The sequence below is a fragment of the Spirosoma luteum DSM 19990 genome, from assembly GCF_000374065.1.
Lineage (GTDB): Bacteria > Bacteroidota > Bacteroidia > Cytophagales > Spirosomataceae > Spirosoma > Spirosoma luteum.
Genome location: NZ_KB893245.1, coordinates 695,280 through 721,273, shown reverse-complemented (window position 1 = coordinate 721,273; position 25,994 = coordinate 695,280). Strand labels below are relative to the sequence as shown.

General features: G+C 50.4%; 23 protein-coding genes. 9 read left to right on the top strand and 14 right to left on the bottom strand.

The features are described from left to right. Positions 1 to 24 precede the first annotated feature (24 nt). From B156_RS0102950 to B156_RS0102940, 3 genes are all read left to right on the top strand, one after another. The gene (locus B156_RS0102950) at positions 25 to 1,308 is read left to right on the top strand and encodes a serine hydrolase domain-containing protein (protein ID WP_018618135.1); all 1,284 of its coding nucleotides are present in this window, start codon (positions 25 to 27) and stop codon (positions 1,306 to 1,308) included. Positions 1,309 to 1,395: 87 nt separating this feature from the next. Beyond that, entirely contained in the window at positions 1,396 to 2,442 is a 1,047-nt protein-coding gene (locus B156_RS0102945; protein WP_026260557.1) for an aminopeptidase, read from the top strand. 30 nt (positions 2,443 to 2,472) lie between these two features. Next, positions 2,473 to 3,264 (top strand): DUF3108 domain-containing protein, encoded by a 792-nt coding sequence (locus tag B156_RS0102940; protein WP_018618133.1) that lies wholly within the window; start codon positions 2,473 to 2,475, stop codon positions 3,262 to 3,264. On the opposite strand, the gene B156_RS0102935 is transcribed toward B156_RS0102940, so the two are convergent. Continuing rightward, entirely contained in the window at positions 3,258 to 4,259 is a 1,002-nt protein-coding gene (locus tag B156_RS0102935) for a GNAT family N-acetyltransferase (protein WP_245563674.1), read from the bottom strand. The two genes, B156_RS0102940 and B156_RS0102935, sit on opposite strands and share 7 nt — an antisense overlap. A 19-nt stretch (positions 4,260 to 4,278) precedes the next feature. After that, on the bottom strand, positions 4,279 to 5,688 hold the full coding sequence (dnaA, locus tag B156_RS0102930) for a chromosomal replication initiator protein DnaA (protein WP_018618130.1): 1,410 nt from the start codon (positions 5,686 to 5,688) through the stop codon (positions 4,279 to 4,281). Positions 5,689 to 5,993: 305 nt separating this feature from the next. Between dnaA and B156_RS0102925 the strand changes: the two genes are divergently transcribed. From B156_RS0102925 to scpA, 4 genes are read left to right on the top strand one after another with little or no spacing between them, the layout of a single operon-like run. Beyond that, the gene (locus B156_RS0102925) at positions 5,994 to 7,367 is read left to right on the top strand and encodes a methylmalonyl-CoA mutase family protein (protein WP_026260556.1); all 1,374 of its coding nucleotides are present in this window, start codon (positions 5,994 to 5,996) and stop codon (positions 7,365 to 7,367) included. 23 nt (positions 7,368 to 7,390) lie between these two features. Next, positions 7,391 to 7,789 carry a nucleotidyltransferase substrate binding protein gene (locus B156_RS0102920; protein WP_018618126.1) on the top strand — a complete coding sequence of 133 codons (399 nt, stop codon included), beginning with the start codon at positions 7,391 to 7,393 and terminating at the stop codon, positions 7,787 to 7,789. Then, positions 7,786 to 8,097, top strand: a complete 312-nt coding sequence (locus B156_RS0102915; RefSeq protein ID WP_018618124.1) for a nucleotidyltransferase family protein — start codon at positions 7,786 to 7,788, stop codon at positions 8,095 to 8,097. The genes B156_RS0102920 and B156_RS0102915 overlap by 4 nt, the downstream gene beginning before the upstream one ends. A 2-nt stretch (positions 8,098 to 8,099) precedes the next feature. Further along, positions 8,100 to 10,274: a methylmalonyl-CoA mutase gene (gene scpA / locus B156_RS0102910; RefSeq protein WP_018618122.1), complete on the top strand. Its 2,175-nt coding sequence runs from the start codon at positions 8,100 to 8,102 to the stop codon at positions 10,272 to 10,274. Positions 10,275 to 10,276: 2 nt separating this feature from the next. On the opposite strand, the gene B156_RS0102905 is transcribed toward scpA, so the two are convergent. Together B156_RS0102905 and B156_RS0102900 are read right to left on the bottom strand one after the other, a co-directional pair. Continuing rightward, on the bottom strand, positions 10,277 to 12,043 hold the full coding sequence (locus tag B156_RS0102905) for a vWA domain-containing protein (RefSeq protein WP_026260555.1): 1,767 nt from the start codon (positions 12,041 to 12,043) through the stop codon (positions 10,277 to 10,279). A 196-nt stretch (positions 12,044 to 12,239) separates the two neighbouring features. Next, a complete protein-coding gene (locus tag B156_RS0102900) occupies positions 12,240 to 14,417 on the bottom strand; it encodes a tetratricopeptide repeat protein (protein WP_018618119.1) in 2,178 nt (725 codons plus the stop codon). Between the two features lie 130 nt (positions 14,418 to 14,547). On the opposite strand from B156_RS0102900, the gene B156_RS0102895 reads away from it, so the two are divergent. Then, positions 14,548 to 15,408 (top strand): DNA/RNA non-specific endonuclease, encoded by an 861-nt coding sequence (locus B156_RS0102895; protein ID WP_018618118.1) that lies wholly within the window; start codon positions 14,548 to 14,550, stop codon positions 15,406 to 15,408. Between the two features lie 9 nt (positions 15,409 to 15,417). On the opposite strand, the gene B156_RS0102890 is transcribed toward B156_RS0102895, so the two are convergent. From B156_RS0102890 to B156_RS0102855, 8 genes are all read right to left on the bottom strand, one after another. Continuing rightward, the gene (locus tag B156_RS0102890; RefSeq protein WP_018618117.1) at positions 15,418 to 16,503 is read right to left on the bottom strand and encodes a fatty acid desaturase family protein; all 1,086 of its coding nucleotides are present in this window, start codon (positions 16,501 to 16,503) and stop codon (positions 15,418 to 15,420) included. Between the two features lie 270 nt (positions 16,504 to 16,773). Further along, positions 16,774 to 17,133: a VanZ family protein gene (locus B156_RS0102885; protein WP_018618116.1), complete on the bottom strand. Its 360-nt coding sequence runs from the start codon at positions 17,131 to 17,133 to the stop codon at positions 16,774 to 16,776. Further along, complete coding sequence (gene gldF, locus B156_RS0102880) at positions 17,130 to 17,855, bottom strand: gliding motility-associated ABC transporter permease subunit GldF (RefSeq protein WP_018618115.1); 726 nt, start codon at positions 17,853 to 17,855, stop codon at positions 17,130 to 17,132. Before gldF ends, B156_RS0102885 begins: the two co-directional genes overlap by 4 nt. A gap of 104 nt (positions 17,856 to 17,959) precedes the next feature. Continuing rightward, the gene (locus B156_RS0102875) at positions 17,960 to 18,481 is read right to left on the bottom strand and encodes a DUF4199 domain-containing protein (protein WP_018618114.1); all 522 of its coding nucleotides are present in this window, start codon (positions 18,479 to 18,481) and stop codon (positions 17,960 to 17,962) included. A gap of 27 nt (positions 18,482 to 18,508) precedes the next feature. Further along, positions 18,509 to 19,060 carry a DUF4199 domain-containing protein gene (locus B156_RS0102870; protein ID WP_018618113.1) on the bottom strand — a complete coding sequence of 184 codons (552 nt, stop codon included), beginning with the start codon at positions 19,058 to 19,060 and terminating at the stop codon, positions 18,509 to 18,511. Continuing rightward, complete coding sequence (locus B156_RS0102865) at positions 19,057 to 20,382, bottom strand: dihydroorotase (RefSeq protein ID WP_018618112.1); 1,326 nt, start codon at positions 20,380 to 20,382, stop codon at positions 19,057 to 19,059. Before B156_RS0102865 ends, B156_RS0102870 begins: the two co-directional genes overlap by 4 nt. 95 nt (positions 20,383 to 20,477) lie before the next feature. Then, on the bottom strand, positions 20,478 to 20,861 hold the full coding sequence (gene gcvH / locus B156_RS0102860; protein ID WP_018618111.1) for a glycine cleavage system protein GcvH: 384 nt from the start codon (positions 20,859 to 20,861) through the stop codon (positions 20,478 to 20,480). Positions 20,862 to 20,970: 109 nt separating this feature from the next. After that, positions 20,971 to 22,053, bottom strand: a complete 1,083-nt coding sequence (locus B156_RS0102855; RefSeq protein WP_018618110.1) for an aldo/keto reductase — start codon at positions 22,051 to 22,053, stop codon at positions 20,971 to 20,973. 208 nt (positions 22,054 to 22,261) lie between these two features. Here B156_RS0102855 and B156_RS0102850 point away from each other — a divergent pair, with 208 nt between their 5' ends. Then, positions 22,262 to 22,990, top strand: coding sequence for a carbon-nitrogen hydrolase family protein (locus B156_RS0102850; protein ID WP_018618109.1), 729 nt, complete (start codon positions 22,262 to 22,264; stop codon positions 22,988 to 22,990). Positions 22,991 to 23,050: 60 nt separating this feature from the next. Here B156_RS0102850 and B156_RS0102845 read toward each other — a convergent pair whose 3' ends face one another. Next, complete coding sequence (locus tag B156_RS0102845; RefSeq protein WP_018618108.1) at positions 23,051 to 23,446, bottom strand: VOC family protein; 396 nt, start codon at positions 23,444 to 23,446, stop codon at positions 23,051 to 23,053. A 126-nt stretch (positions 23,447 to 23,572) separates the two neighbouring features. After that, positions 23,573 to 25,990 (bottom strand): ABC transporter permease, encoded by a 2,418-nt coding sequence (locus B156_RS0102840; protein WP_018618107.1) that lies wholly within the window; start codon positions 25,988 to 25,990, stop codon positions 23,573 to 23,575. Positions 25,991 to 25,994: the final 4 nt, after the last annotated feature.

Here is a 25,994-nt window from a genome sequence, read left to right as displayed (position 1 = left end):
GTTCATGCACTAACGTCTATTCCAATGCGCCTACTCCTCTTCCTGTTAGTTACCTACACACTTCGCGCTCAGCCGCTTCCTCAAGCATTTGCAACGGCTAAATCACCCGCAGAAGCTGGTTTTTCAGCCGAGCGGTTGACACGCCTGGACAATTGGCTACAGGGGTTAATCGATAAGGATATTGCCCCTAATGCGGTTACGTTTGTGGCACACCGGGGCAAAATCGTGCATTACAAAGCGTTTGGGTACAGCAACATGGCGAAGAGAACGCCCTTGAAACGGGATGATTTGTACCGCATTGCGTCGCAGTCGAAAGCAATTACAACGGTGACGCTGATGACGCTGTTTGAGGAAGAGAAATTCCTGCTCGATGAACCTATCTCGAAATACATCCCGGCCTTTAAAAACCCAAAGGTGCTGGTTCGCTACGACAAAAAAGACCCGGTGGGGGGTAGTTACGAAACCCGCCCGGCCAAAAGTGAAATCACCATCCGCCAACTCCTGAGCCACAACGCGGGCATTCCGTACGAGCATCCACTCGACCAGCGGCCTGAGTTCAAAGTACCCTTCTTTAATTCCACCGCGCCGGATAAACTTGAAGATGTCATAAACAAACTCGCCACGCGCCCCCTCCTGCGAGACCCAGGCGAACCGGACTCAACGGGTGTGGGCTTCACCTATGGTCTCAACATCGATATTATTGGGCGGTTGATTGAAATATTATCCGGCAAACCCTTCGATGTGGCCATGCGGGAGCGGGTGCTGGAACCACTCGTCATGTTGGATACCCATTTTTATCTACCCGCTACGAAAGCCAGCCGTCTGGTTGAACTATACAGCAAAGAGCGTATGGACAACTCCCTCACGCTGCACACCAACAGCGACTATCGAAACTTCGCTACTTCGGGTGCCAGAACGTACTTTTCGGGCGGGGCCGGACTGGTTAGCTCGGCGGAAAACTACGCCCGTTTTTGCCAGATGATGCTCAATGGCGGCATGTTCAATAACCACCGGATCATTAGCCGAAAAACGGTGGACATGATGCTTCGTAACCAGATTGGCACGGCTGAAGTCTGGGACCGGAAAGATAAATTCGGACTTGGTTTCCAGTTGATCACGGAGAATTCGCATTATGGCGATCTGGCAACGCCCGGTTCCTACACCTGGGGCGGCATGTATTGCTCCGAATTTACCATCGATCCAAAAGAAGAACTCATCCTGCTTATTTTTACCAACGTCCATCCGTACGCCTACTACAGCGATTTTGTCAGGAAGTTCCGTATTGGGGTTTATCAGGCACTGAATTAATCGATAAATTCGAGGCCAAAAACACGTTTTGCGCTCTATCCTTCCTGTTCCAAAGCAAGCACATTTTCCGGCCATTCGTTCCAATCCATGCTTAAAAAAATAGGTCTTGTTCTTGTCGTGATGCTGGTGGCATTGGCCCTCTGGCAGCGGGAGTTAGTGAGTTATGGCTGGATGCAGGCGCGGGGGCAACTGCGTATTTTGTGGAATACCCAACCCGTCAATGAGGTACTGGCTGACCCGGCTTACCCCGATTCGCTGAAGAAAAAAATAGAACTAATCCGAGAAATAAAGCGTTTTTCTGTAGATTCGCTCGGATTAGAACCGTCGGGAAGTTATGAGTCATTTTACAACCAGCATGGGAAGCCAATTTTATGGGTCATTACGGCTTCGGAGCCTTATGAATTGATTGCCAGAAAGTGGCATTTTCCCATAATCGGCACATTCTCGTACAAAGGTTTTTTCGAGAAAGACAAAGCCGACACGCTGGTAGCCGAGTTGAAAAGGGAAGGGTTGGATACCCGGATTGGGGAGGTTTCGGCCTGGTCGACGTTAGGCTTTCTGCATGATCCAATCCTGTCCAGTTTTCTTGATCGGTCAGAAGGGAGTTTAGCCGAGTTAATCATTCATGAACTAACGCATGGTACGCTGTTTATAAAAGACAATCTGGAGTACAACGAAAACCTGGCCGACTTCGTAGGGGAGTATGGAGCGCTGCGGTTTCTGGCCTGGAAGTACGGCACGAACACGGCTCAATACACAAACTATCTCGCTACAAAAGCGTTCTACGAACGCTATGATGAACATATCCTGCATGGAACCCGATTACTGGATAGTTTGTATCACTCGTTTAAACCCAAAACGCCCCTGGTTGTCAAAGATTCATTGAAGTGGAAAACCATTCGGCAAATCGTTGATTCGTCGGATACATTAACCGATCAGCGGATTACAACTGCCGTACGTTCAGTAAAAAAACGACGGATTAGCAAACTAAACCTACCCAATAATGCGTATTTTATTGGGTATCTTACCTACCGGAAGCAACAAAACAGGTTTCGGCAGGAATTTAAAAACCGGTTTGGAAGCAATTTTAAGCGGTACCTCACGTACCTCAAAGAAACGTATCCATCCTTATAAACGCAGCCCGACAGGTGGGCGGCTGTTCTTATGAAAAAGGTTATAATAGGCATCAGTATTGCATTCTTCCTATGTACAGGTTTCATCGCCTTGAACAGTTATCGGCGCGTAGTCAATAATAGTTTCGGGCCGGGAGAGCACCTTGAATACCGGGTTCACTACGGCTTTATCAATGCGGCCGAAGCCATTATTGACGTTAGTCCATCCCTATACAAGGTAAATGAGCGACCCTGCTACCGGGTCAATGTAGATGCCCGAACGCTGGGTGCCTTTGACCTCGTTACCCGCATTCGGGACACCTGGCGATCTTATATCGATACGTCGGCTATTCTGCCGCAGAAATTTTATACCAGCCTTCAGGAGAACAAGTACCGGAAAGAAGAGAACGTTACGTTTAACCACGCAACCAATACCGTGAAGGCGGAAGAACGGAAGGAGAAGGGCGTTTTTAAGGTGCCTGATAACGTCCATGACCTGATTAGTGGTTATTACTTTCTGAGAACCATTGATTTTAGCCACGTCAGTAATGGGCAGGTCATCGAAGTACCCGCTTTTTACGATGATACCGTTTACAACATGAAAGTCCGGTTTAGGGGTAAAGACGTTGTCAAGACTAAATTTGGCAAGATTAACGTCATTAAACTGAACCCTGTTTTGCCCCCGGGCAATGCACTCTTCAAGGAAGAAGAATCCATTCGTATTTTTGTTTCCGACGATGTCAACAAAGTCCCCGTTAAAGTAGAAGTTGATTTCTGGGTTGGGGCCATGGTAATGGATTTGAGAAATAACGGCGGATTGAAGCAACCGCTGAAGTTTTACTGATAGTAGGCAGTCAGCCAGCTTCTCACTTTTATAAGTGCTCTTTCTACCGGGTTAAGGCGGTTCCAGCGCATTGTCCACAAAGGTACCGCAACGGCACCGAAGCTCTGGTAGAAAGCGCGGATAGGTTGTTTTGCCGGACTTTCAAAATCAAGAACGAGCCGTTGTCCGGATTTTTCCTTCACTAGCTGGTCAATCAATAGCGTCCGGGCATTTCCGCGCCTACCCGCTTCCGAGGCCGCATTGAATAGGTAGATGAGTCGACCTCCCTCCTGCACAAACAACGCCCCAGCCTCAATTTGGCCATTGTGGAGCGTGTACCGTAGCGTTACCAGCCCCCGTTTTACCAGCTCGCCAGTTAAGTTTCTCAAAATAGTATAAGCCCAGTCTGCCACTCCCCCGTCAATCGTTTGGGCATGGTTATCCTTGAATAAAGTCAATAACGGTTCTATATCGGAAGATTCGACTACTGTCCAGTTCGCCCTGATGGCCCGACGCAGACTGGCCTTGCGGTCAGTTGAATAGTGCCGATAGATGCGTGGATAATCAATAGAAAGGTCAAGAGTGTGAGTCGAGCCGGAATAGACGGCATCGAACGGGAAGCGTTCATTGGGTTTCTGCCACATACAGAGCAGGGAGCCGTACCGGAATCGCTTTAGTACCTGCTGAAAAAAAGGGGCTTCGTCAACCTGGCTATTGCGGCTGAAAACGCCTAGAAACTGGCAAAAAAACGGCTGGTGTACAACCCATGCGTACGGTATTCCCGCAATCGTTTTCCGACGTAACGGAACGGGCATCACCGCCTGATACTTCCCGGTTTCATCCAGCAACACCATACCCGCCCACTTCCACATAGGTGCGGGCAACACCGCGTCCAGATACCACGAATAGGCGTACAGTACCGGCTCGAGCGAAGCCGCTACGCACGCATCCCACGACCTGAGGTCGAGTTGAGAGCGGGGAATAAGCTGAGGGACAAGATGGCTGGGAACAGGCACCGGACTTTGGGTGTAAAGCCTACTTAAACAGTGCTTTCAATTTGTCGACAGCCGCGCGGGTTTCGGCATTTTTAGCCACTAAATCACTGATAGTCTGTACCGCATGAATGACGGTGCTGTGGTCACGTCCGCCAAAATGATAGCCAATCGATTTGAGCGATAAATCCGTTTTTTCCTTGGCCAGGTACATAGCAATCTGCCGGGGATGTACCAGTTCCCGTTTGCGGCTTTTAGCTTTCAGGTCTGCAATCGATACATTGAAGAAATCGGCTACGGCTTCCTGTACCGTATCGATGGTGACTTCCCGTTCCGAATCGACTACGATATTTCGCAGCGTGTGCTTGGCTAGCTCAAGGTCAATATCCCGCCGGTTCAGCGATGCCTGCGCCATTAATGACACGATGACCCCCTCCAGTTCCCGAACGTTGGTATTGACGCTATGAGCCAGGTATTCGATAACGTTGTTCTCGATATAAATGCCTTCTGCCTGGAGTTTTTTCTGGATAATAGCAATCCGCGTTTCGAGGTCAGGCGTTTGTAAATCAGCGGAAAGCCCCCATTTGAACCGCGACAGCAGCCGGTCTTCCAGGCCATCCAGCGCGCGGGGAGCGCGGTCGGACGTCATAATGATCTGCTTCCCCGATTGGTGAAGGTGGTTGAAGATATGGAAGAAGATTTCCTGCGTTTTTTCCTTTTTTTGCAAAAACTGCACATCGTCAATCACTAGTACATCCACCTGCATGTAAAAGGACGTAAAGTCGCGAATACCGTCTGACCGAACGGCATTGAGAAACTGGTTCGTGAACTTCTCGGACGTAACGTACAGGACGAATTTATTCTGGTTGTTATTCTTGATATAGTTACCAATCGCCTGCACCAGGTGTGTTTTGCCCAGCCCGACCCCCCCATATACCATAAGCGGGTTGAACGACGTAATACCCGGCCGCTCTGCCACGGCGTACCCCGCCGACCGGGCCAGCCGGTTGCAGTCGCCCTCCACGTAATTATCGAATGTATAACTCGGATTCAGGTACGAATCGAGCGTGAGCGAATCAAGGTCTTTGAAAATAAACGGACTCTTAACCAGATCAGGACTAACATTATCGGGTTTGGAAGTCTGGGTGGATTTGGTTGTTGGTATGTTTACCGTGAGCGGACGGTTTTTTTCATTGCCTTTATCAACAATAATCGAGTACTCCAGCTGCCCGTTGGGGCCAATAGCGGTATCGAGGGCTTTACGGAGGGCATGAACAAAGTTTTCTTCCAGCCATTCGTAGAAAAATTCGCTCGGAACCTGAATCGTCAGAACATGACCATTGAGTTTCAGGGGTACGATTGGCTCAAACCAGGTGTTGAAGCTCTGTTCGGGTACAATCTCCCGGATAACGTTCAGACAGCGATTCCACACCGTCGTTATTTCACGCTGCATGCCGGTCTGAGAGATTATATTCACGGGGAGACATTTTCATTACGGTTGGGGTCGTAAAAAAGGGAGACAAATATGAGGATAATATTTGACCCGTCCACACCGGAATTATCACGTTTTTTGTAAAAAACCGTAGGCTGTCTTCCAATGTTAAGCTAAAATTACGCCAATCCATCGGAACGTCAAGGCTCAAATTAAATCCCTTTGAATAATGCAATCAGGACAGCATCCATGCTGCAAGGCACGTACTTTTCCCCCGAAAAGAGAAAAAGAGTACATTTACCACCCTATCATCCCAACCGTATCCAATGGAACCACTTTTCTCGTCTCTCTTCCCCACTTCCAGTAAGGCAGACTGGATAACGCAGGTTCAGAAAGAAGCAAGAGACGCAGACGCCTTTGAGCGAATGCGCTGGCAAGCGGATGGAGCGTTTACGCTGGAACCATACTATACGGCCGATGATCTGAACACACTACCGCTAACCAACCTACAGACGGCGCAAAAGCAAATACCAGGGTGGCTAAACGCACCGGAGTACTTGATTACTAATGAAAAAGCCGATAATGTAACCCTTCGGGATGCACTCACTCGCGGAGCTGATGCGTTGGTACTCACGCTGGCCACCATGCCCGACCTCTCCCTTTTATTGAATGGAATTAAACTGAGTGAAACCCCCGTTTTTTTTCGGTTCAATGCCGGTCAGCAGCCGGTCAACACCGCTGATTTTGTGCAGGCATTAAAGACCATTGCGCCCTACCAATTCAAAGGTGGTTTACTGACGGCTGTAAACGATCAGATAGCCGATGTTACCCGCCAAACGGCCGATTCACCCCTGTTTCGGACTATTTGCATCAGCGGTCACGCGTTCCACAATGCCGGGGCTACGGCTACGCAGGAGCTGGCTTTTACGCTGGCCATGCTGACCGATGCCTACGATACGCTCACGGATGATGGCTTATCAATTGACCAGCTCGTTGCCAAAACAATGCTGTCCGTTTCTGTCGGGACGAGTTATTTCATGGAAATCGCCAAACTCCGCGCCTTGCGCGTATTATGCCTGCGGTTTGTTGGTGCTTATCAACCATCATTTAGCCAAGTCGGCGGACCCATTCAGCCGAATGGGCGGGCCGATTCATCATTCCAGATCCACGCCCAAACGTCAACCTTTTACGATGCGGTCGCGTCTCCATACACTAATCTGCTACGGTCAACAACCGAGGCCATGGCAGCAGTGATGGGCGGCTGTGATGCACTAACCATTCACCCGTATAATGCTGTTTCGGGTCAAATACCGGACCGGGCTTTCGGTGAGCGTATTGCCCGGAATATATCCGTACTGCTGCGGGAAGAAAGCCATCTGGATAAAGTCGCCGACCCTTCGGCCGGGTCTTATTACATTGAAACCCTGACGCATGAGTTGGTAGAATCGGCCTGGGCGTTGTTTCTGGCTGTTGAAAAACGAGGAGGCTACAAACAGGCAATGGCTGATGGCTTTATTCAACGGGAAATTGACCGATCCTATCAGGTTAAACTAGCAGCCGTACAAAATGGAAAAGTACTGGTTGGCGTGACGAAGTACCGGTCGGATGATAGCACGGATGCACTCAGCAAACCCGGGAAAACTACCCAAAACGACACCACTACACTTCCCAATCGCCGACTGGCGGAGGAATTTGAGTAAATGAAAAACTGATTTCTACACCTATGGCGAAGCGTTGGCAGGAAAGGCATGATTTTTATCAAAAAGCGTTAACCCAGTTATCGAGCGGTTTGGCCTTGTACCCCAACCTGAACGAGCTGGAGAAAGACGGGGCTATTCAACGATTTGAGTTCACGTTTGAACTGGCCTGGAAAACATTACAGGATTATCTTGCCCAACAAGCTGGCTACACAGATGTTAAAGGACCACGGCCTGTACTAAAGCAGGCTGTTCAGGACGGTTTATTGATCGATGGCTATACATGGATACAAATGTTAGACAGACGCAATGCATTAACGCATGTGTATGATGAAGCAGAAAGTCGTGAGATTCTGGAAGTCGTGTCCACAACCTACCTACCCTTATTAATGGAGTTAAACACTGTATTGCTCAGCAAACGATGAACTTTGGACTGCGCGCTACCGACCTGCTTTACATGACCAGTCTGTTCCAGCAACACCCCGATATTGAGCAGGTCTGGCTGTATGGGTCGCGGGCGAAAGGCAAAAATCAGCCCGGTTCCGATGTCGATTTGGCTCTGGTTGGTCCGGATGTAAAACGCGAAACCGTCAGCCATATTCATTTCGTACTGGAAGAAGATAGCCCTATGCCCTTTTTCTTCGATGTGTTGCACTGGGATTCGCTCAGCAACCAAAAACTAAAAGATGAAATTCAGCGAACCGCTCAACCTCTTTATCATCGACCCACCTGACTATGCGCCCTGACTTCACCAATATACCAACTCAACAAGTACAGGGCCCGGAATTACCTGTACCTGGCAAGCACTTTACCACGTCGGAAGGAATCAAATTAAAACCTCGTTTTACTGTTGCCGACGTAGCAACCGCGCCAGCGGACCGGCAATACGTTGCGTCTCAGGCTGGCATTCCGCCTTATCTGCGCGGGCCGTATGCCAGCATGTATACGCAGCGCCCCTGGACGATTCGTCAGTACGCGGGATTTTCCACCGCCGAAGAATCGAACGCCTTTTACCGGCGTAATCTGGCCGCCGGACAAAAAGGGTTATCGGTCGCCTTCGACCTGGCTACTCATCGGGGTTACGACTCCGACCATCCGCGTGTAGTGGGCGATGTGGGTAAGGCGGGCGTGGCCATCGACACGGTGGAGGATATGAAGATTCTGTTCGACCAGATTCCGCTGGACGAAATGTCGGTGAGTATGACCATGAACGGGGCCGTATTACCCATTATGGCCTTTTACATCGTAGCCGCCGAAGAACAGGGTGTTCCGCCGGAGAAACTATCGGGCACGATTCAAAACGATATTTTGAAGGAGTTTATGGTGCGGAATACCTACATCTACCCGCCGGAGCCGAGTATGCGGATTGTGGGGGATATTTTCGCCTACACCAGCCAGCATATGCCGAAATTCAACTCCATCAGTATCAGCGGCTACCACATGCACGAAGCGGGCGCAACAGCACATCTGGAGCTGGCCTATACGCTGGCCGACGGGCTTGAATACATCCGAACGGGTATGCGGGCGGGCATGGGCATCGACGATTTTGCTCCGCGATTATCCTTTTTCTGGGGTATTGGTATGAATCACTTCATGGAAATTGCCAAGCTACGGGCCGGGCGGTTACTGTGGGCGAAAATCGTGCAGCAGTTTGCCGGCAGCGGTCCCGGCGGGGAACCGCGACCGTCCAAAAGTCCGAAGTCGTTAATGCTGCGGACGCATTGTCAAACATCCGGCTACAGCCTCACGGAGCAGGACCCGTTCAACAACGTAGCCCGCACTACGATAGAAGCCTTAGCAGCTGTACTGGGGGGCACGCAAAGCCTGCACACCAACTCACTGGACGAAGCCATTGCCCTGCCCACTGATTTTTCGGCCCGAATTGCCCGGAATACACAATTGTATCTGCAACATGAAACGGATGTTACCCGCGCCGTCGACCCCTGGGGAGGCTCGTACTACGTCGAGTTTTTAACGAAAGAACTAGCCCAAAAAGCCTGGCTACTCATTGAGGAAGTAGAGCAACTGGGCGGCATGACCAAAGCCATTGAAACGGGATTGCCCAAACTGCGTATTGAAGAGGCAGCAGCCCGCAAACAGGCCCGAATCGACGGTGGAAAAGATATTATAGTCGGCGTAAACCGGTACAAGCCGGATGAAGAAACTGATATAGAATTACTGGATATTGACAATCAGGCCGTTCGGGAGAGCCAGCTTGCACGGCTGAAAATGGTACGGGAAAACAGGGACGAAGGAAAGGTAGAACAGGCATTAGCGGCCATTACGAAAGCGGCCATGAACCCCAATCGCCCCGGTATCAACCTCCTTGCCCTGGCCATAGAAGCGGCTCGCCACCGTGCTACACTGGGCGAAATTTCTGACGCTATGGAAAACGCATTCGGTCGGCACAAAGCCACCATCCGGGCCGTATCCGGCATCTATTCTGCCGAAGTATCGGACGATGAGAATTTCCGGCTTGCCCGCGAAATGAGTGACCGCTTTACCGAACTGGATGGACGAAGGCCGCGTATTTTGGTGGCCAAGATGGGCCAGGATGGCCACGACCGGGGTGCCAAAGTAATTGCCACGAGCTTTGCTGATCTGGGCTTCGATGTTGATATGGGACCCCTGTTTCAAACCCCGGCCGAAGTGGCCCGGCAAGCCGCCGAGAATGATGTCCATATCGTAGGCGTATCGAGTCTGGCGGCTGGTCATAAAACCCTGGTTCCGCAGCTCATTGAGGAGCTGGCGAAGATTGGTCGCAGTGACATTCTGGTTATCGCCGGGGGCGTTATCCCCGCACAGGATTATCAGTTTCTATACAATGCTGGCGTAAAAGGGATTTTTGGCCCCGGAACCGTCATCTCGGTAGCAGCGCAGAAAATTCTACAGACATTACTGGATACCTAGCGCTACTTAACGCAGTCCTGACACAGCAACAGGCTAACGTTTTTGACCTTTGGCGGGGCTGTCATAGTAGCCCTACCCAGATAAATTTCGTCGCCCGTCAGGTTAATTTCCGTCGTAAACTGGTAGGTACCGTCGATGTACCGAACCATCAACGATGTTTTTTTATCGGGGGACACGTAGGGGGCGGTGGCCGCTATCAAAATCTGATTGTCGCTTACAACGGCCCGGGCAAAGGGGAGGTTTTTTCGCTTCAGGTCACCAGCGTTGTATTTGTGCCAGGTAAGCCCCTTATCGAATGAGCATTCGGTATTCTGATTCAGGTATTTCTCCCGACCATTGAACATATCTTTATGGTGGTTGAATAATCGCCAGGTGCCGTGAATATAATGTTCATAACAGGCATAATTCCGGTCACTACCTAGGCCTTTATTGGGGTCACCGGGAGGGAGTGAATTGCGGTTCGGGGTCAAATTGACCTCATCATCCCAGAATAATACACCACTCGCCCCTGTAAGCCAGTAGAAAATAGCGTGTCCTTCGGCCATGACCGGTGGGACCGGATAATCGGCATTAGGACTGTTGGGGTAATCCGGGCTTTGGGTATTGAACATCCATTGCCACGCAATACGTTTTTTGGGGGAAAGTGCACTATTTATCTCCTGTTCCCCCAGCACGCTGGCCAGCCAGTGCGTATCCATCTCACCATTGTGCGGGTAACTATAGTCGAAGGCCATCGATGTGTAATAAACGCCGGGCATCTGAAAATCGGCGTAATCAGCAAAGGATTTCCCCACAATAGCATCGGGCATACCCCGCTCCCGGGATGACAGTACCGCCAAATCGGGTATAGCCTCTGTGTGCTGGGCCGTCATGCTCCAACCCCAGTCAACACCTGCGTCATAGTCGCCATACCGGGTAAAACCGAAGTTGTTGTGCGGCACGGGGCCAATCGAACCAATGTCGGTTCCGGGACTACTAGCCTTGCGTAACGTATACATCATGTAGGCGTACAGGTTCACACTCTGCTGTCTATTTTCAAAATAAGTATAATCGTTCTCTATATCCAGGAATATCTGGCCAAATGTATTTAGCGGGGCGCCCTGACAATCGCCAAAAGCGGCACACTCATAAGCTAACTGATCCATAGCCGCCCCTACGCTGTTCAGAATATATGGGTCACCGGGAGGGCGCCTGAAATACGTGTAGGGGGCGTACGAATCCCGCCGTGCCCAGAGTAGGTTAAAGGGATTGTCGGGTGGGTAATAAAGGTAGTTTTGATAGACGATCAATGCCCGCTGACTCTGCTTGAGCGGACTCGTCCAGCCCGGAGGTTTGGCACTTTCGGGCCCCGATATTTTTTCATCACCCGTCATCCGACTAGCCTCCATGGAGGTGAATCCACGCCGGAATAACTTCTCCCGGTCCTGATTAACGTGCAGGTTGCGGCCCGCTCCGCTGAAGGTCGACGTTTTACCGGCAGGCAGCGTAAAATCACCCACCACATCCGCGTTCCAGTATCCTTTTTGTTCGGGTGGAGTCGGTGTAAAGTTGGCGCGGGGAGTAGAAGTCAATGGAGTCAGGTAAGGAGCCTGACTGTTGGCCTGAAAAGGTATTGTTTGCAGGAGTGTAATCAGACCAATGACAGCTACACACGAATTACCCAACCACGAACATGAGCGATGGATTGATTTACTGAAATTAGTAGTATCCTTTTGTTTACTAATAGATAGCGTATCTGAATAAATCGGTGGCAAGTAGTCAAATATCATACTATATGTAAATGAAGATAAAACAAAAATCAACAAATTAAAGACAACGGAAACATGTCAATAAGTATGCCATTCTATCTCGCACCTACTTAATATAGACGTTATGTTAATCTTGTTAGTGTCTGGTAACTCATACAAATAAAGAACCCGCCCTATTGGGGCGGGTTTCTCTCGCAGGACTGGCCTGACATTGTATTTAATATTTACTGACAATCGAATCGGGTAATACTTTTACGTCAATACCGTACGCTTTGAGTAAACTGGCGCGATTATTCTGCCCATCCACATAGGCAGGGTTCACTACCATAGACCGGTTGTAGTAGTACGAAGCCAGTTCCAGTTTTTGCCGGTTATTCTCCGCCTGTCCTTCACCCTGATAAATTACGCCGAGGTTATTGTAGGCTGGCGCATACGCATTGGCGGCCCGGATTGTTTGCTTATAATAATACTTGGCCGAATCGACGTTCGGCGTAATCTTCTGAAATACATAAGCCATAGAAAAGTAAGCCTCGCCGAAGTTTGGATAAATCCGGGTCGATTCCTGCAAGTGGTCGAGTGCCCAGCGGCCGTGCTTGTTGGCATGTGCAATATTGGTATCAATTACTGCCTGCGCCTTCTTTACCTGCTCCAGCGATGGTTTTGGCTTGATAGCGTTTGTCGCGTTGGCAATCGAATCGGCTTTGGCTCGGTCTTTCAATCCTTTCTCAATCCACTCATTGGCTACGTGCCGTTGTACCTGGCAGCTATTGGGCGCATAAGGCAGGGCCGAATTGAAGAGGACAAAATTATTCTCCCAATCCTGGTTACGTTCTACAGTTTTGAACGAGTAAAAACCAGCGACAACCACCATCAGGCCCAGCAAAGGGGCATACCGGACCAACACCGGTTTTGCCGAATTTTCCGGGTCACGAACGAGCAATTTCTGCAATGCCCATACTAGAACGAACCCAAAACCCATCACGGCAGCGTAGGTGAAACGTTCGGCAAAAATACCGCCCCGAATCCAGATAAAGCCAAGGCCCGGTGCCATCGTTACAAAGAACCAGAAGATACCGAAACCCCAGAGTGTGCGCTTAACAAATCCTTTCCAGGCCAGCCAGATTAGGCCAATGAACGTAAAAAAGCCAGCCCAGGTCAATACATCGCCCTTGCCCCCCGACGGGATAACGTTGTATGAATAATCATAAACCAGGGGGTGGGGTAAAATAAGCAACCGCAGGTAGTACTCCAGAAATTTGAACATCGTCGACTTCTGGGTTTTTTCAATGGCATACGGATAGTTAGCCCAGTCAATGGGTGGCGTGCCGCTCAGCGTACCGATCATTTTCTGCTTCTGGTAAAAAAACAGGGCCGTAACAATCAGGAAGGGCCATAAGCTAATCAGCGATTGCCAGACGTTCCGACGGGCAAACCAGTACTGCATAGCCGGAATCAACGCCAAACTAACGATGGACGATTCCTTGGATAGGAAAGCAAAGTAGAGCGATGCGCAGGCCAGACCTATCCAGCTACCCGATAGTGCGCCCATAATAAGTACACCCAATACGCCACCAACGGTACTCCCCATCAGACTACTGCCAATTACCCAGCCACCCACCAGGGAAAATAGCCCCAGCATCCCACCCAGCGGCCAGTCGGAAGGTGGCCCCTTGAACCAGAATGTGTTGTTTGACTCCAGGTGTTTCCAGTACGATAGCAGCATCAGGGCAATAAACAGGAAACTCAGTATTTCATCGCGTCCTTTGATATTGGCCACAATTTCGGTGTGAATGGGGTGGGCAATAAAAACCAGCCCAATCAAAAAAGCCAGGATAGTATGGCCGGTAAGCCATTTTTGGAGCAGTGCCCCAATGACCAAACCCGTTAGCCCGTACAAACCAGCGTTTATCATGTGGCTGATATTCGGGTTGTCCTTAAAATACTCCTGCTCCATCGCAAACGTTATGAGCGACAGGGGTCGGTAGTACCCCAGTGAGATATTACTGAAATGCCAGAACTCAGTCCGGAGCAGGTCGGGGATGCCCGCAATGCCTTTCTTTACGAACAGATTCTGCCCAACAGCGGCAATATCATCCAGCGCATACTGGTGGCCGAATGTGTTGATGTATAAGGCGAAACCCAGTAAGGCCAGTACCGCAGGTGGCCACCATTCAACCGGTCGTTTGTCGATAGGTAAGTCGGGTTGAGTAGGTGGAGGTGTTGGTTTTGCGGCCACCGGGCGGGTAGTAGGGCGCTGCACCGGGTCGGCTGGCCGACTGGTACCAGACCGGGCCTGGCTATCACCAGACGTATTAGGAGCAGGCTTGGCCGTTACTACCTTCGCCGGAGTAGGGCGCGGGTTCTCGTAGCCCTGAGATTGCTTTTTTTTAGCCATAACAGCAGGTACTCAACTGGATTTAGATGTTGTGATTCCCGATTCCATACCTACATAGGCAATGTAGAGAATCACTACATTTATGGTTTGATTGTAAAGTTCAATAAGAATGTCAGTAAAATCAATTAAGATGCTCGCTCAACTGAAAACAATTGTCCTGGCAGCTGGACTCGGACTGTTTATCAACAGCTGTATTACCGTTCGTCCACCGGCTACAACAAATCGCTATCCAGCGCTGAATCGGGCCGACAACCTGGCCCTGGGCAACCCAAGTGGAGCCGCAGCGGGCGATCCGAATAATTACCTCATCAGCCGGCCGCAATACGTACTCTCCTACAATCGCAGCCGGGGTATTGCCAACTGGGTTAGCTGGCGGCTCAGCCCATCCTGGAAAGGCGATGCCAAACGCAATGATAATTTCCGGCCCGATCCTGAACTACCGTCCGGTTGGTATGCAGCCCGCACTTCCGATTACACAAACACGGGTTTTGACCGGGGGCACCTTTGCCCTTCCGACGACCGGGATGCAACGCCCGAAGACAATGCGGCTACGTTTCTTCTAACCAACATCGTGCCACAAGCTCCGCGCCACAACCGGGAAGTCTGGAAATCGTTAGAAGATTATGAACGGCAACTGATGAGCAACGGCAGTGATGTTTACATTATTGCGGGGGCAAGTGGTTCAGGGGGTACCGGGCAAAACGGCTACGCTACTACATTGGCCAACGGTAACCTAACCGTTCCGGCTACGCTCTGGAAAATACTGATTCTTGTACCAGCCGGTAGCACAGATACCTTTCAGATTAACGAGAATACGCGTGTCATTGCCGTCAACATACCAAACGATCAGTTGGCCGCCGATAAACCCTGGCGGGCGTACCTAACCAGTGTCGATGAGTTAGAAAAGCTAACCGGGTACGATTTCATGTCCAATCTGTCCGTCGACGTACAGCGCGTTATTGAGATGCGTATTGACGGAGGAAATAGCTGATTCGCAACACTACGCAGCCATAGCACGGCGTTCCGGCATCTGCACCACTTCCGTTGGTGTAGTGATCCGTTTTGTCCGGTACCGCAGCAGTTCGATGGCATCAGCATCATTAGCGAACGCGCCGTTTACGTTAACCATATGCCGGGCCAGCACATCGTATTTTCCCCTCATCAGCAGGAAGAAAATCTGCAGAAAGTCCAGCCCGTCGAAAATAACGGCCCGATTCTGAGCGTATTTGTCAATGGTTTTAAGGAAAAAAGTAGGATGCTCGGTCCAGTGCATCGCGGGCCGTACATGGTGGCTAATGTGATAGCCATCATTCCAGCACTTTTTATTGTACTTTACATTAATGCAGGTAATGCTGTTTTTGTAGGCATTGCCCGGATCATTGGCATCCACAAAGGCGTGCTGTGTCCAGTTGCCCAGCATGGCAATCAGGCGGTAAATGACGAGAGGCAACAGGAAGACCATTACCGTGGCAGGCCAGCTTACAAAACACAAGCCGACGCAAACAACACCGAATACAATTTCTCCGGCAAGTGCGCGAGTTGCCAGTTTGGGCCGGTTTTTCTGACGCAGATAATCCAGCAGGTTCCGCACACCCAACACGAAAAACCGTCCGAAATACGATAGAAAGCTCCGAAAGCTATCCCGCTGGAACGCCATAGTGCTGCTGTCGTCGTCTTCAAGATTATTTTCGGGGTGGTGCATCCCAATGTGATGGCTGTAGTAGGTTTCGGGCGTGTGGCCAAAAAATGGCGCTACTATCCAGGGGATGTACTTGTTCATCCAGTCGTACTCCGACTTAAAAAACTGCCGGTGACTGGTGCAGTGAAGCATGAGCCCAAAGGGGCCTTTGAATCGAAAGTTTGTAATAAATAAGTGGACAGCTGCCACCGCCCACCAGGCCCAACCCACAACAAACGGCATAAACAGCAATACGCTGAGTGGTATAACGGTCAGGCTGATTTGGATGGTTAGGTAAATAAAGGGCAGGTCTCGCTCGTCTTTGATATACTGGAGGAAAAACTTGTCAAGGCGGCTGTATTCGCGCGCTGTGAATGTAGGATCCTGTATTGTGCTCAGTACCTTCATGTATCTGTACAGTGGTTGAGAAAAAAAGAAAAAGGCTCAGACAGTTTCGATTTTACTAGTGACAATCGAAACTGTCTGAACCTTCGTGTAATACTAACGAAAAAATGAATTGAATTGACCAATTACCCTATATACCTAAATATATTTTCCGAAACGGGGTGATTGCTAAACAATTTCGGCCCGTCTGCAACGCTCATTTTTACACCGGTAGCAATCAGCAATAACGGGTACGGGAGAGCGGCACCAACCGGGGCAGCATAATTCATACAGTCAGGAGATACTATCCGGGAACAACCGTTGCCAGAAGATGGCTAGTCCAACGCCCAATGCTGCTCCAACACAATCGGCCACTACATCTTTCCAGTCGGCACTGCGGTTAATAGGCAGCGCATATTGTAACGCTTCAATCAGTATCCCGAAAAGCAATCCGGCCACCAACGCGTAGCCCATTCGCAAACCCGTCAGCATCCACAGTAAGGTAAACGGAGCGAATATGAGAACATGCAGGGATTTATCGTTCCAGGTATTCAACTCGCTCGGTATCTGATCGTGCGGAGTCAGGCAGCCGATCAGCATAGTAATTGTCCAGCCAATAGCCAGCAAACGCCATGCGGTAGGGGGAATTCTCATACAGTTGTTTTCAACCGATTGGTGGTCAAAATCAGAAATAAAACGGCTAAGCTTAGTAAATAAATAACATTGCGACTATCAATTACGCCCCGGCCCAATGCCCGGTATTGTTCATCCAGCGCCAGCCATGACAGGTAGTACCCTATTCCACTCAGGGCGCTTAAGCCCGCCAGTGCGCTAAGTCCAACGTACAAGAGAAAACAGCAGAATACGCCTAGTACGAAGGCTACGACCTGATTGTCATTAAACGAAGAAGCCCACAGACCAATGGCTACAAATACCCCCGCCAGCAGGAATAAACCGATATACGCGCCAAACACCCCCGCCGAGTCAATGTTGCCAGCGGGTGCACCAAGCTGATACAGCGTGCCATAGTACAGCAGTGTTGGCAGTAGTGTTATTATAACCAGCAGCCAGCTTGCCAGAAACTTCCCCCCTACTATACCCCACCGGCTAACGGGCTTACTCAGCAGCCATTCCAGTGTTCCCGAACGAACTTCATCGGCAATGGAGCGCATCGTGATGGCAGGCACCAGAAACAGTAATAAATAAGGGGTCAGATTGAAGAACGTGCCCATATCGGCGTACCCGTTTTCGAGCAGGCTGGTATCCGGGAATACCCACAACATCAGTCCCATAGCCGTAAGAAACACGCCCATAATGATGTAGGCGATGGGCGACGAGAAAAACTGATTAACTTCTTTGCGAAAAATGGCCAGCATGAAGGCAGTGTAGAGTGGTCGGTTTATGGTTTGGGGTTTATAGTTGGCTGACGCAAATAATTTATATTGATGCGTCAGTCAACTACAAACCCTAAACCTTATTCCTATTCAAACGGGTTGGTTTTGTTTCGGCGTATAAAAGCGGCAATAATCAGGGAGAGAACCACGCCAATCAGGATGGTACCGAACAGGCCAAACATAAACTGTAAACCGGGCGACTGGAATTTCTGCATCCACTCAATTGCCTGATCAATCTGTTCGTCGGACAGCTTACCCTGCTCCTCCATCTGGTCACGAACCTGCCCGACCAGACGCTCCTGAAAACCAGGATCAATAACCTGGGTATAGAAAACGGTAAACGCCGAGGACAGTAATCCGGCAACGGCGGACAGCAGCGCTCCCAGACTCATTCCCTCCCCATAAGTCATGTACCCCCCGTTATTGGTGCGGTACTCACGCATGCCCACAATCAGGCCGCCAATCAGGATACCATAAATGATCAGGCTGAGTGCTCCATTAGTCGTTTGGTTGAACGTGTAGAGAATGATTGAATACACAACCAGGGCTATACCCGTTATGAGTCCCCATTTTAGGGCAGTACGGGCCGTGGTAGTCTGATTATCCATACTAGTAAGTGGTTTGAACGCGTAATATTATCGCAAAACGCCGTAATCCTGTTTACGGAAGATAAGCGAAATGATAAGCACGGGCAAAACTGCCAGTGCTGTTTTCTTGGTCAGCTCATCGGGAAGCAATACTCCGGGCTGCATGGTACTTACTTTATTCCATTGCTCGGCAAAGGTTTCCGGACCAAACTGGTCGGTAATTTGTTTTTTGCCCTCCAGCAGTAGTTTCTTCGAGTTAACAACGTATTCGGCAAAAACGCCCGGGTCTACCTGCGTCACAAACAGGTATACAAGCCAGCTCGTTACCAAAGCCGCTATAGTATTCAGGACGTACCCAATGGTTAACCCCTCCCACAAGTGCAGATGACCGTGCCCAATGTATTTTCGATAATACCAGACCGCGGCAACCATAACGATAATGTGAATCCCAAAATCCAGTACCCGAATGTTGCCCAGTGCCGGTACACCAATGGCATAAAGCGCCAGAAAGTACAGAAAGCACAAGACGCCCGTCGCCAATCCGGCCAGTAGGGGGATTTTCAACAACGGGTGACTGAAATAATTAATAATACTTTTCATGTAGTCGGGTTAAATAGGCCGCGATGGATTGTGCCCACTACGCGCCCCGTAAATGATTGGCCCAGAAACGGTGAGTTTTTGGATTTCGAGACGGTTCGTTCGTACGTCCATTCACCCGTCGGATCAAAAAGCGTTAGGGTAGCAGCCTGTCCTTCGGCAACAGTAAGGGACGGAAGACGTAAAATTTGCCGGGGCCGGGTAGTGAATTTCCCGATAAGTTTCGACAGCGGTACCATCCGATTGTGGGTAATACTGGCTGCAAAGACTGTTTCCAGTCCTATCACGCCAAACTCAGCCTGATCGAATTCCAGATTTTTACTTTCCGCATCCTGGGGCGAATGATCCGATACAATGGCATCAATCGTATCGTCGGCAAGGCCCGCCCAGAGTGCAGCCACATCCTCAGGCGACCGGAAGGGTGGGTTGACTTTCAAATTCGTATCAAAACCGGCCAGCGCTGAGTCATCAAAAATAAGTTGATGGACGGCCACATCGCAACTGACCGGCAATCCGGCTGCTTTCGCCCGCCGAATCAGCTCAACCGAGCGGGCGGTGGAAAGGGTAGCGAAGTGGAGCGAAGGGTTTGGGGTATGGACCGGTGTTACATCGTTCTCTACACCCCGCCCTCCCTGCTCTACGCCCCCAAGCACGTAATCCAGTAGCCGGAGGTCGCGCTCTACCATAAGTTCTTCGGCCAAAGCCGGCATTCCTTTCAGGCCGAGCAGCGTACTTTGAATGCCTTCGTGCATCTGCCCGAAACGGGTTAGCAACTGCTCTTCGGGCCGATTGATAAGCAACCCGTTAATTGGCTGGAGATATTGCAGGGTTTTGAGCAGTAAATCGGGATTCTGAAGCGGATGCGTTCCGTCGGAGAAAGCAATGGCCCCGGCATGATGCAGGTCGAGCATTTCCGTAAAATCCTCACCAGCCGCTTTCCTGGTGACAGCGGCAATGACATGGACACTTACCGGTTGCCCTTCGGCCATACGCCGAACGTACCCCAGCGTACCCTTATCATCTACAACGGGCTGCGTGTTGGGCAATAGCGCAATATCCGTAAAACCACCGGCAGCAGCGGCCCGGCAAACGCTGTTTATGTCTTCCTTATGTTCGTACCCCGGGTCCTGCGCCAGTACGCGCATATCGACCCAGCCCGGCGATACGTGCAGATTGGCAGACTCAATGACCCGGCCACCGGCAGGCGCCGACAGGTTCTGGCCAATCTGCTGAATCAACCCGTTTTCGACGAGGATGTCCACTACCTGCCCATCGAACGATGAGGCAGCATCAATTACATGGGCTGAACGGATTAGAAATTGCATAAAAAGCTCCCTTCGTTTTATCGGAAGGGTTGCAGACAGTGTAGTTATCTAAAAAAAGGCCCCTTTCGGAGCCTTTTACTAATCGAGTTACGGTATCAGGCACCCACCAGTTCGCGGTAGGCATCGGCCGATAGCAAGCCATCCTGCTGCCCGGCGCTGGCAGGTTTCAGCCGAACGATCCAGCCTTCACCGTAGGGGTCACTGTTCAACAGTTCCGGTTTTTTTTCGATAGCCGGGTTTAGTTCGAGCACTTCACCTTCTAACGGCAGGAAGAGGTCCGACACAGTTTTAACGGCTTCAACCGCACCAAACACATCACCTTTACCCAGCGATTGCCCAACGGTGTTGACGTCGATAAAAATGATGTCACCCAGTTCATGCTGAGCAAATTCGGTAATGCCCACTACAGCGGTACCATCTTCTTCTATGCGAACCCACTCGTGGTCCTCTGTATAGCTTAGTTCTGTTGGAAAATTCATTGCAGGTAATTGACTAGAATATGCACAAAATACGGTAGGCGACACCGAATTTGCAAACCGTACGTTCGGTTGAGCGGTCTTTAATCCGGCGCTCAACCGGGCACCCGCCTTATTTCGGTGCTGTGGCCGCTGCCGGTTGATTGGGCGAAAAATTATAGGCAGCCTGCCGGTCGCTGCTTTGCCGCTGAATCATCCACTGCGGATACGGTTTGGCAGTAGCACTCACTTCATCCAGCTGCTCCAGCTGCTCTGTGGTCAGGCTAAGCTCCACGGCCTTGATATTATCCATCAACTGGTCCGTATTTTTCGCTCCGATAATCATGCTGGTTACGCCGGGTTTGGCCAGCACCCAGGCCAGCGCAATACGGGCCACCGATACGCCATGCGCTTCGGCAATGGTTTCCATCACGTCGATAATGTCGTACGCTTTCTCCTTATTAACCGGTGGGAAGTCGAAATTCAAACGGCGGGACGGTCCATCGCCATGGTCGCCTTCCGGCTGGCTGTTTCGGGTGTATTTTCCCGACAGAAAACCACCCGCCAGCGGGCTCCAGGGCAGAATAGCCATCTGCTGATCCTGCACCATCGGCACCAGTTCGTTTTCGAGGTCGCGCCCGGCAATGGAGTAATAATTCTGGGTCGAAACGAATTTGGTCCAGCCATTTTTCTCGGCAATACCATTGGCTTTCATGACCTGCCAGGCCGCCAGATTGGAGCAGCCAATGTAGCGCACCTTACCGCTTCTGACTACGTCTTCCAGACCCCGCATGGTTTCTTCGAGGGGTGTGACAGGGTCGAAGCCATGAATCTGGTAGAGGTCAACGTGGTCCAGTTGCAGGCGTTTCAGGCTGTCTTCCAGCTGCTGCATAATTTGCAGCCGACCCAAACCAACCTGATTTTTGCCTTCGCTCATACGGCCCCGAACCTTAGTGGCGATGATAAGCTCATTGCGCGACAGGCCGAGTGATTTCAGCGACTGGCCCAGCAGTCGTTCTGACTCACCGAATGAATAAACATTGGCCGTATCGATAAAATTAACCCCATTATCGACGGCGGTTTTCAGGATGTCATTCACCGCATTTTGCTGGAGTTCGCCCATCGCTTTCCAGTAGCCGTTGCCGCCAAAGGTCATGGTGCCAAGGCAGATTTCAGAGACTAAAACACCGGTATTTCCAAGTGGGTTGTATTTCATGTGCTTTCCGTTGTAGTTTATTACTTCAACCGGTAAAACAACCGGATTGTTGATTTGATTGATAGATAGACCCTGCTTGAACGTTTAGTTTTGGGGAAGAAGTGAGTGGCTATTCGTGCAGGAAACAAATTGGCAGAAAAAAGATCGCCTGTGTGAACCAGCCCGTTCGGGCAAACTGGTTTGTTGCCACCCATCAGACAGAAACGGAATGAAACTTTGCGTAGCCCAAATAAAGCCCGTATCGGGTGCTGTTCAACGCAACATTGACCAGCACGAAAAACTACTGGCACTGGCTATTAGCCAGAATGCCGATGTTGTTATTTTCCCGGAATTATCCATTACGGGGTACGAGCCGGGACTAGCTCATCAACTGGCGACAGGGCAGGACGATAGCCGATTCGGGATCTTCCAGCAGCTTGCCGATGCCTATTCCCTAACGATAGGCGTTGGCGCACCCACGAAAAGTGAAACCGGCATCTGTATTAGCCTGATCATTTTCCAACCAGACTTAGCCCGGCAAACCTACTCGAAAGCGTACCTGCACCCGGACGAAAATGCTTTTTTTGTGAGTGGCCAGCGATTTCCGGGTTTAATCGGACCCGAAGCCAACATTGCTCTGGCCATATGCTACGAGTTATCGGTCCCGGAACATCTGGCGAATGCCTGCAAAAACGGCGCAGCAATCTATCTGGCCAGCGTAGCCAAATCAAGCGAAGGCGTCAGGAAAGCCAGCGAACGACTATCAACTATTGCCTGCCAACAGTCGATGCTCGTTTTGATGGCCAACTGCCTCGGCCCGTGCGACAACTTTGTGGGGGCCGGTCAATCCGCCATCTGGACTGACACAGGCGTGTTAGCCGGGCAGTTGGACGACGCTCACGAAGGAATCCTGCTCATAGATACCGACACGCAGGAAGTCACCGAACTATATCTGTGAACAAACAAATGACCTCTAAAAAGAGCAGCACAGATGATAGGTGGATATGGAGCAATTGCATCAGTTCTGCCGTTCGCCGTAGCAGAAACAAAGGCCATCGGGTGCCACGACGAAGAATACCTTCCATTTTGTCTCTCCGTATTTTTGATACAAAAAGTCAGGCTGCTCTTTATCGAAGCCATTGGCTTTCAGTTCGGCAAATGCCTTTTCAACATCATCGACGGCAAAAAAACAGCCATCCTGTGTGGGGTCACCGCCGTTTTCGGCCAGTCCAAGCTGCATACCATCCCGCTCCATCGTAACCGACTTAACCGGCGCATCGGTTCGGGACACAACCCGAAAGCCCATAACCGTCTTGTAAAAAGGAAGAGCCGTGTCCAGATTCTCAACCGGCAGCTTCATTTTATCCTTCTGGTAAGGCCATGCATCTTTTAGTGTTGCTCTTTGCGCGTCCATGATTTTTCGTGTTGTGATTTTACCCGCAAGCTAACACGACCAGAACGTACCCTTTTTACGTTGTTCAGTTCACCTCAACAAAACCATTAATACATGCAGACAGGTGACCAGAACTTGCCTGGATAGTTACTCACTGCGTAAACTCTTCACCGGGTTCATTAGGGCGGCTTTGATGCTCTGGAAACTGACCGTGAGTAACGCAATGAGGAGTACAAGCACCAGGGGAACGACAAACAACCACCAATCAATGGTTGCCCGGAAAGCATAACCCTGCAACCACTGATTAATGGCATACCAGGCCAGCGGTGCGGCTACCACAAAAGAAATCAGAAGCAGGGTGGCGTACTCCCGGTACAGCATCTGCACAATTTCATTGACGGAGGCCCCCAGTACTTTTCGGATGCCAATTTCTTTGGTGCGCTGGGCCGTTGTAAACGAGGCCAGGCCAAACAGCCCCAGGCAGGCAACCAGAATAGCCAGTCCCGTAAATAGTCCAAATACCTGCCCAAAACGCTGATCAGCCCGATATTGCTCATTAAATCGTTCGTCGAGGAATGAATACTCGAACGGGTTACCCGGGAAAAAGTGATTCCATTGGTTGCGAATGTCTGCCAGCGTACTGTTGAGTTGCCCAGCGGCTAACTTGATGGAGAAGAAGCCCTGTACATCGGGAATCAGGCGCAGAATGAGTGGCTCGTAGGCATCGCGCAGGGATTGCTGGTGGTAGTTATCCGTAACACCCACCAGCGTAAAGGTTTCGCCCCAAAACTCAATCTGCTTACCAATGGCCTGCTCGGGCTGGTCGAAACCCAGTTGCTTTAACGCCATTTTGTTGAAAATAAGCGCCTTGGGGTCGCTGCCATAGTCTTTGGCAAAATTGCGTCCGGCCAGTAATTTCAGATCAAATGTTTTCAGGAAGTCATAATCAACACCAATCACACGGTACTGTTCACTTTTGCTTTCGTCGGTGCCCTTCAGCCGGATACCCCCTGCATTCCAGTCCGACGCCTGGCCGGGTACCACGGTAGAAGCGGTGATGGACTGAATGCCGGGCCGGCGTAGCAGCTCTTCCTTAAAAGTCGCCATCTGTCGCACGAAGGTTGAATCGGTTCGAATAATAGGCGGATTGATCACCAGTGTCTGGTCGATGTTGATGCCTAGTGTCTGCTCCCGCATGTATTGGATTTGGTGAAATACGGCCAGCGTGCCTACCAGCAGAAACAGTGTAGCTGCAAACTGAAACACAACCAGTGATTTTCGTAAAACGATACCCTGCCGTGACGTACTCACGCTGCCTTTTAAGACCGAGATTGGCTTAAAGCCCGAAAGGACAAAGGCGGGATACAAACCTGAAAGAAAAGCGCCAATAATAAAAAGGCCGACTAGTGGCACCCAGAACCTTGCGCTTCCGGCTAAGGAGAAGGAAAGCTGTTGCCCCGATAACTGATTGAAAGTGGGTAAGGCAAGAGTAATCAGGATAAGGCCTACTACAACGGCCAGTCCGTTGAGTAAAACAGATTCGGTCAGGAACTGGCGGATAAGCTGGCCCCGTAGTGAGCCTATTGCCTTGCGAACACCTACCTCTTTAGCCCGGTTTATAGCCTTGGCCGTAGCCAGGTTGATATAGTTGACCCAGGCAATAACTACGATGAAGAAAGCAATGCCCAGCAAGAGGTAAACGGTTTTACCATCTCCATTGGGTTCCGCTTCTTCCATAAAATGGGAGTAGAGGTGAATGTCCCGCAGGGGTTGCAGGGTATACACGGCATCGGCGTTGAATTTCTTTAGTTCGGCACCAATGGTTTCTTGAATATACGGCACAAATTTGGCCTCCAGTGCGGCTGGCTTGGCGTCGGACCGGAGCAGCAGGTAAGACAAAGCCCCATCCCACATCCAGGCATTATCAGGATTGTTATCACGACCTGCCTCCTGGATAAAGGTTACATGCGGAATCAGCAAATCGGCTTTCAGGTGGGTATTGGCGGGCATATTCTGGTAAACGCCCGTTACTTTAACGGCCTGTTTCTGATTAATCCGGATGGTCTTGCCCATGGGATTCTCCCGCCCAAACAAGCGCCGGGCTACTGATTCAGACAGGGCAACGGTATTGGGTTCTGAAAGTACCGTGTTGGGATTACCGGATAGCAGAGGATAGGAAAAAATCCGGAAGAACGATTCACTGGCAATAAACACTCGCTCTACCTTCAGGCTTTTTTCGTCGTATTCAGCCATGAGCGGCCTCCGTTTCAGCACTTTCACATAATCCTCTACTTCGCCGAACGCCTTTTTGAACGAGTTTCCGGCTGCCTGTGCGCCACCCGCCCACTGGGTGCTTAACTTGCCTTTGTCATACCGGTCCTGCCGAACGCGGTAAATACGGTTGCCTTTGGTATGAAAATCATCATAGCTCAATTCAAAAGTGACGTACTGTAAAATGAGTACGCAGGCTGCAATGCCAATGGCTAAGCCCAGGATATTAATGGCCGAAAACGCCTTGTTACGAATGATGTTTCGCCAGGCAATTTTAAGATAGTTCTGTAGCATAAAG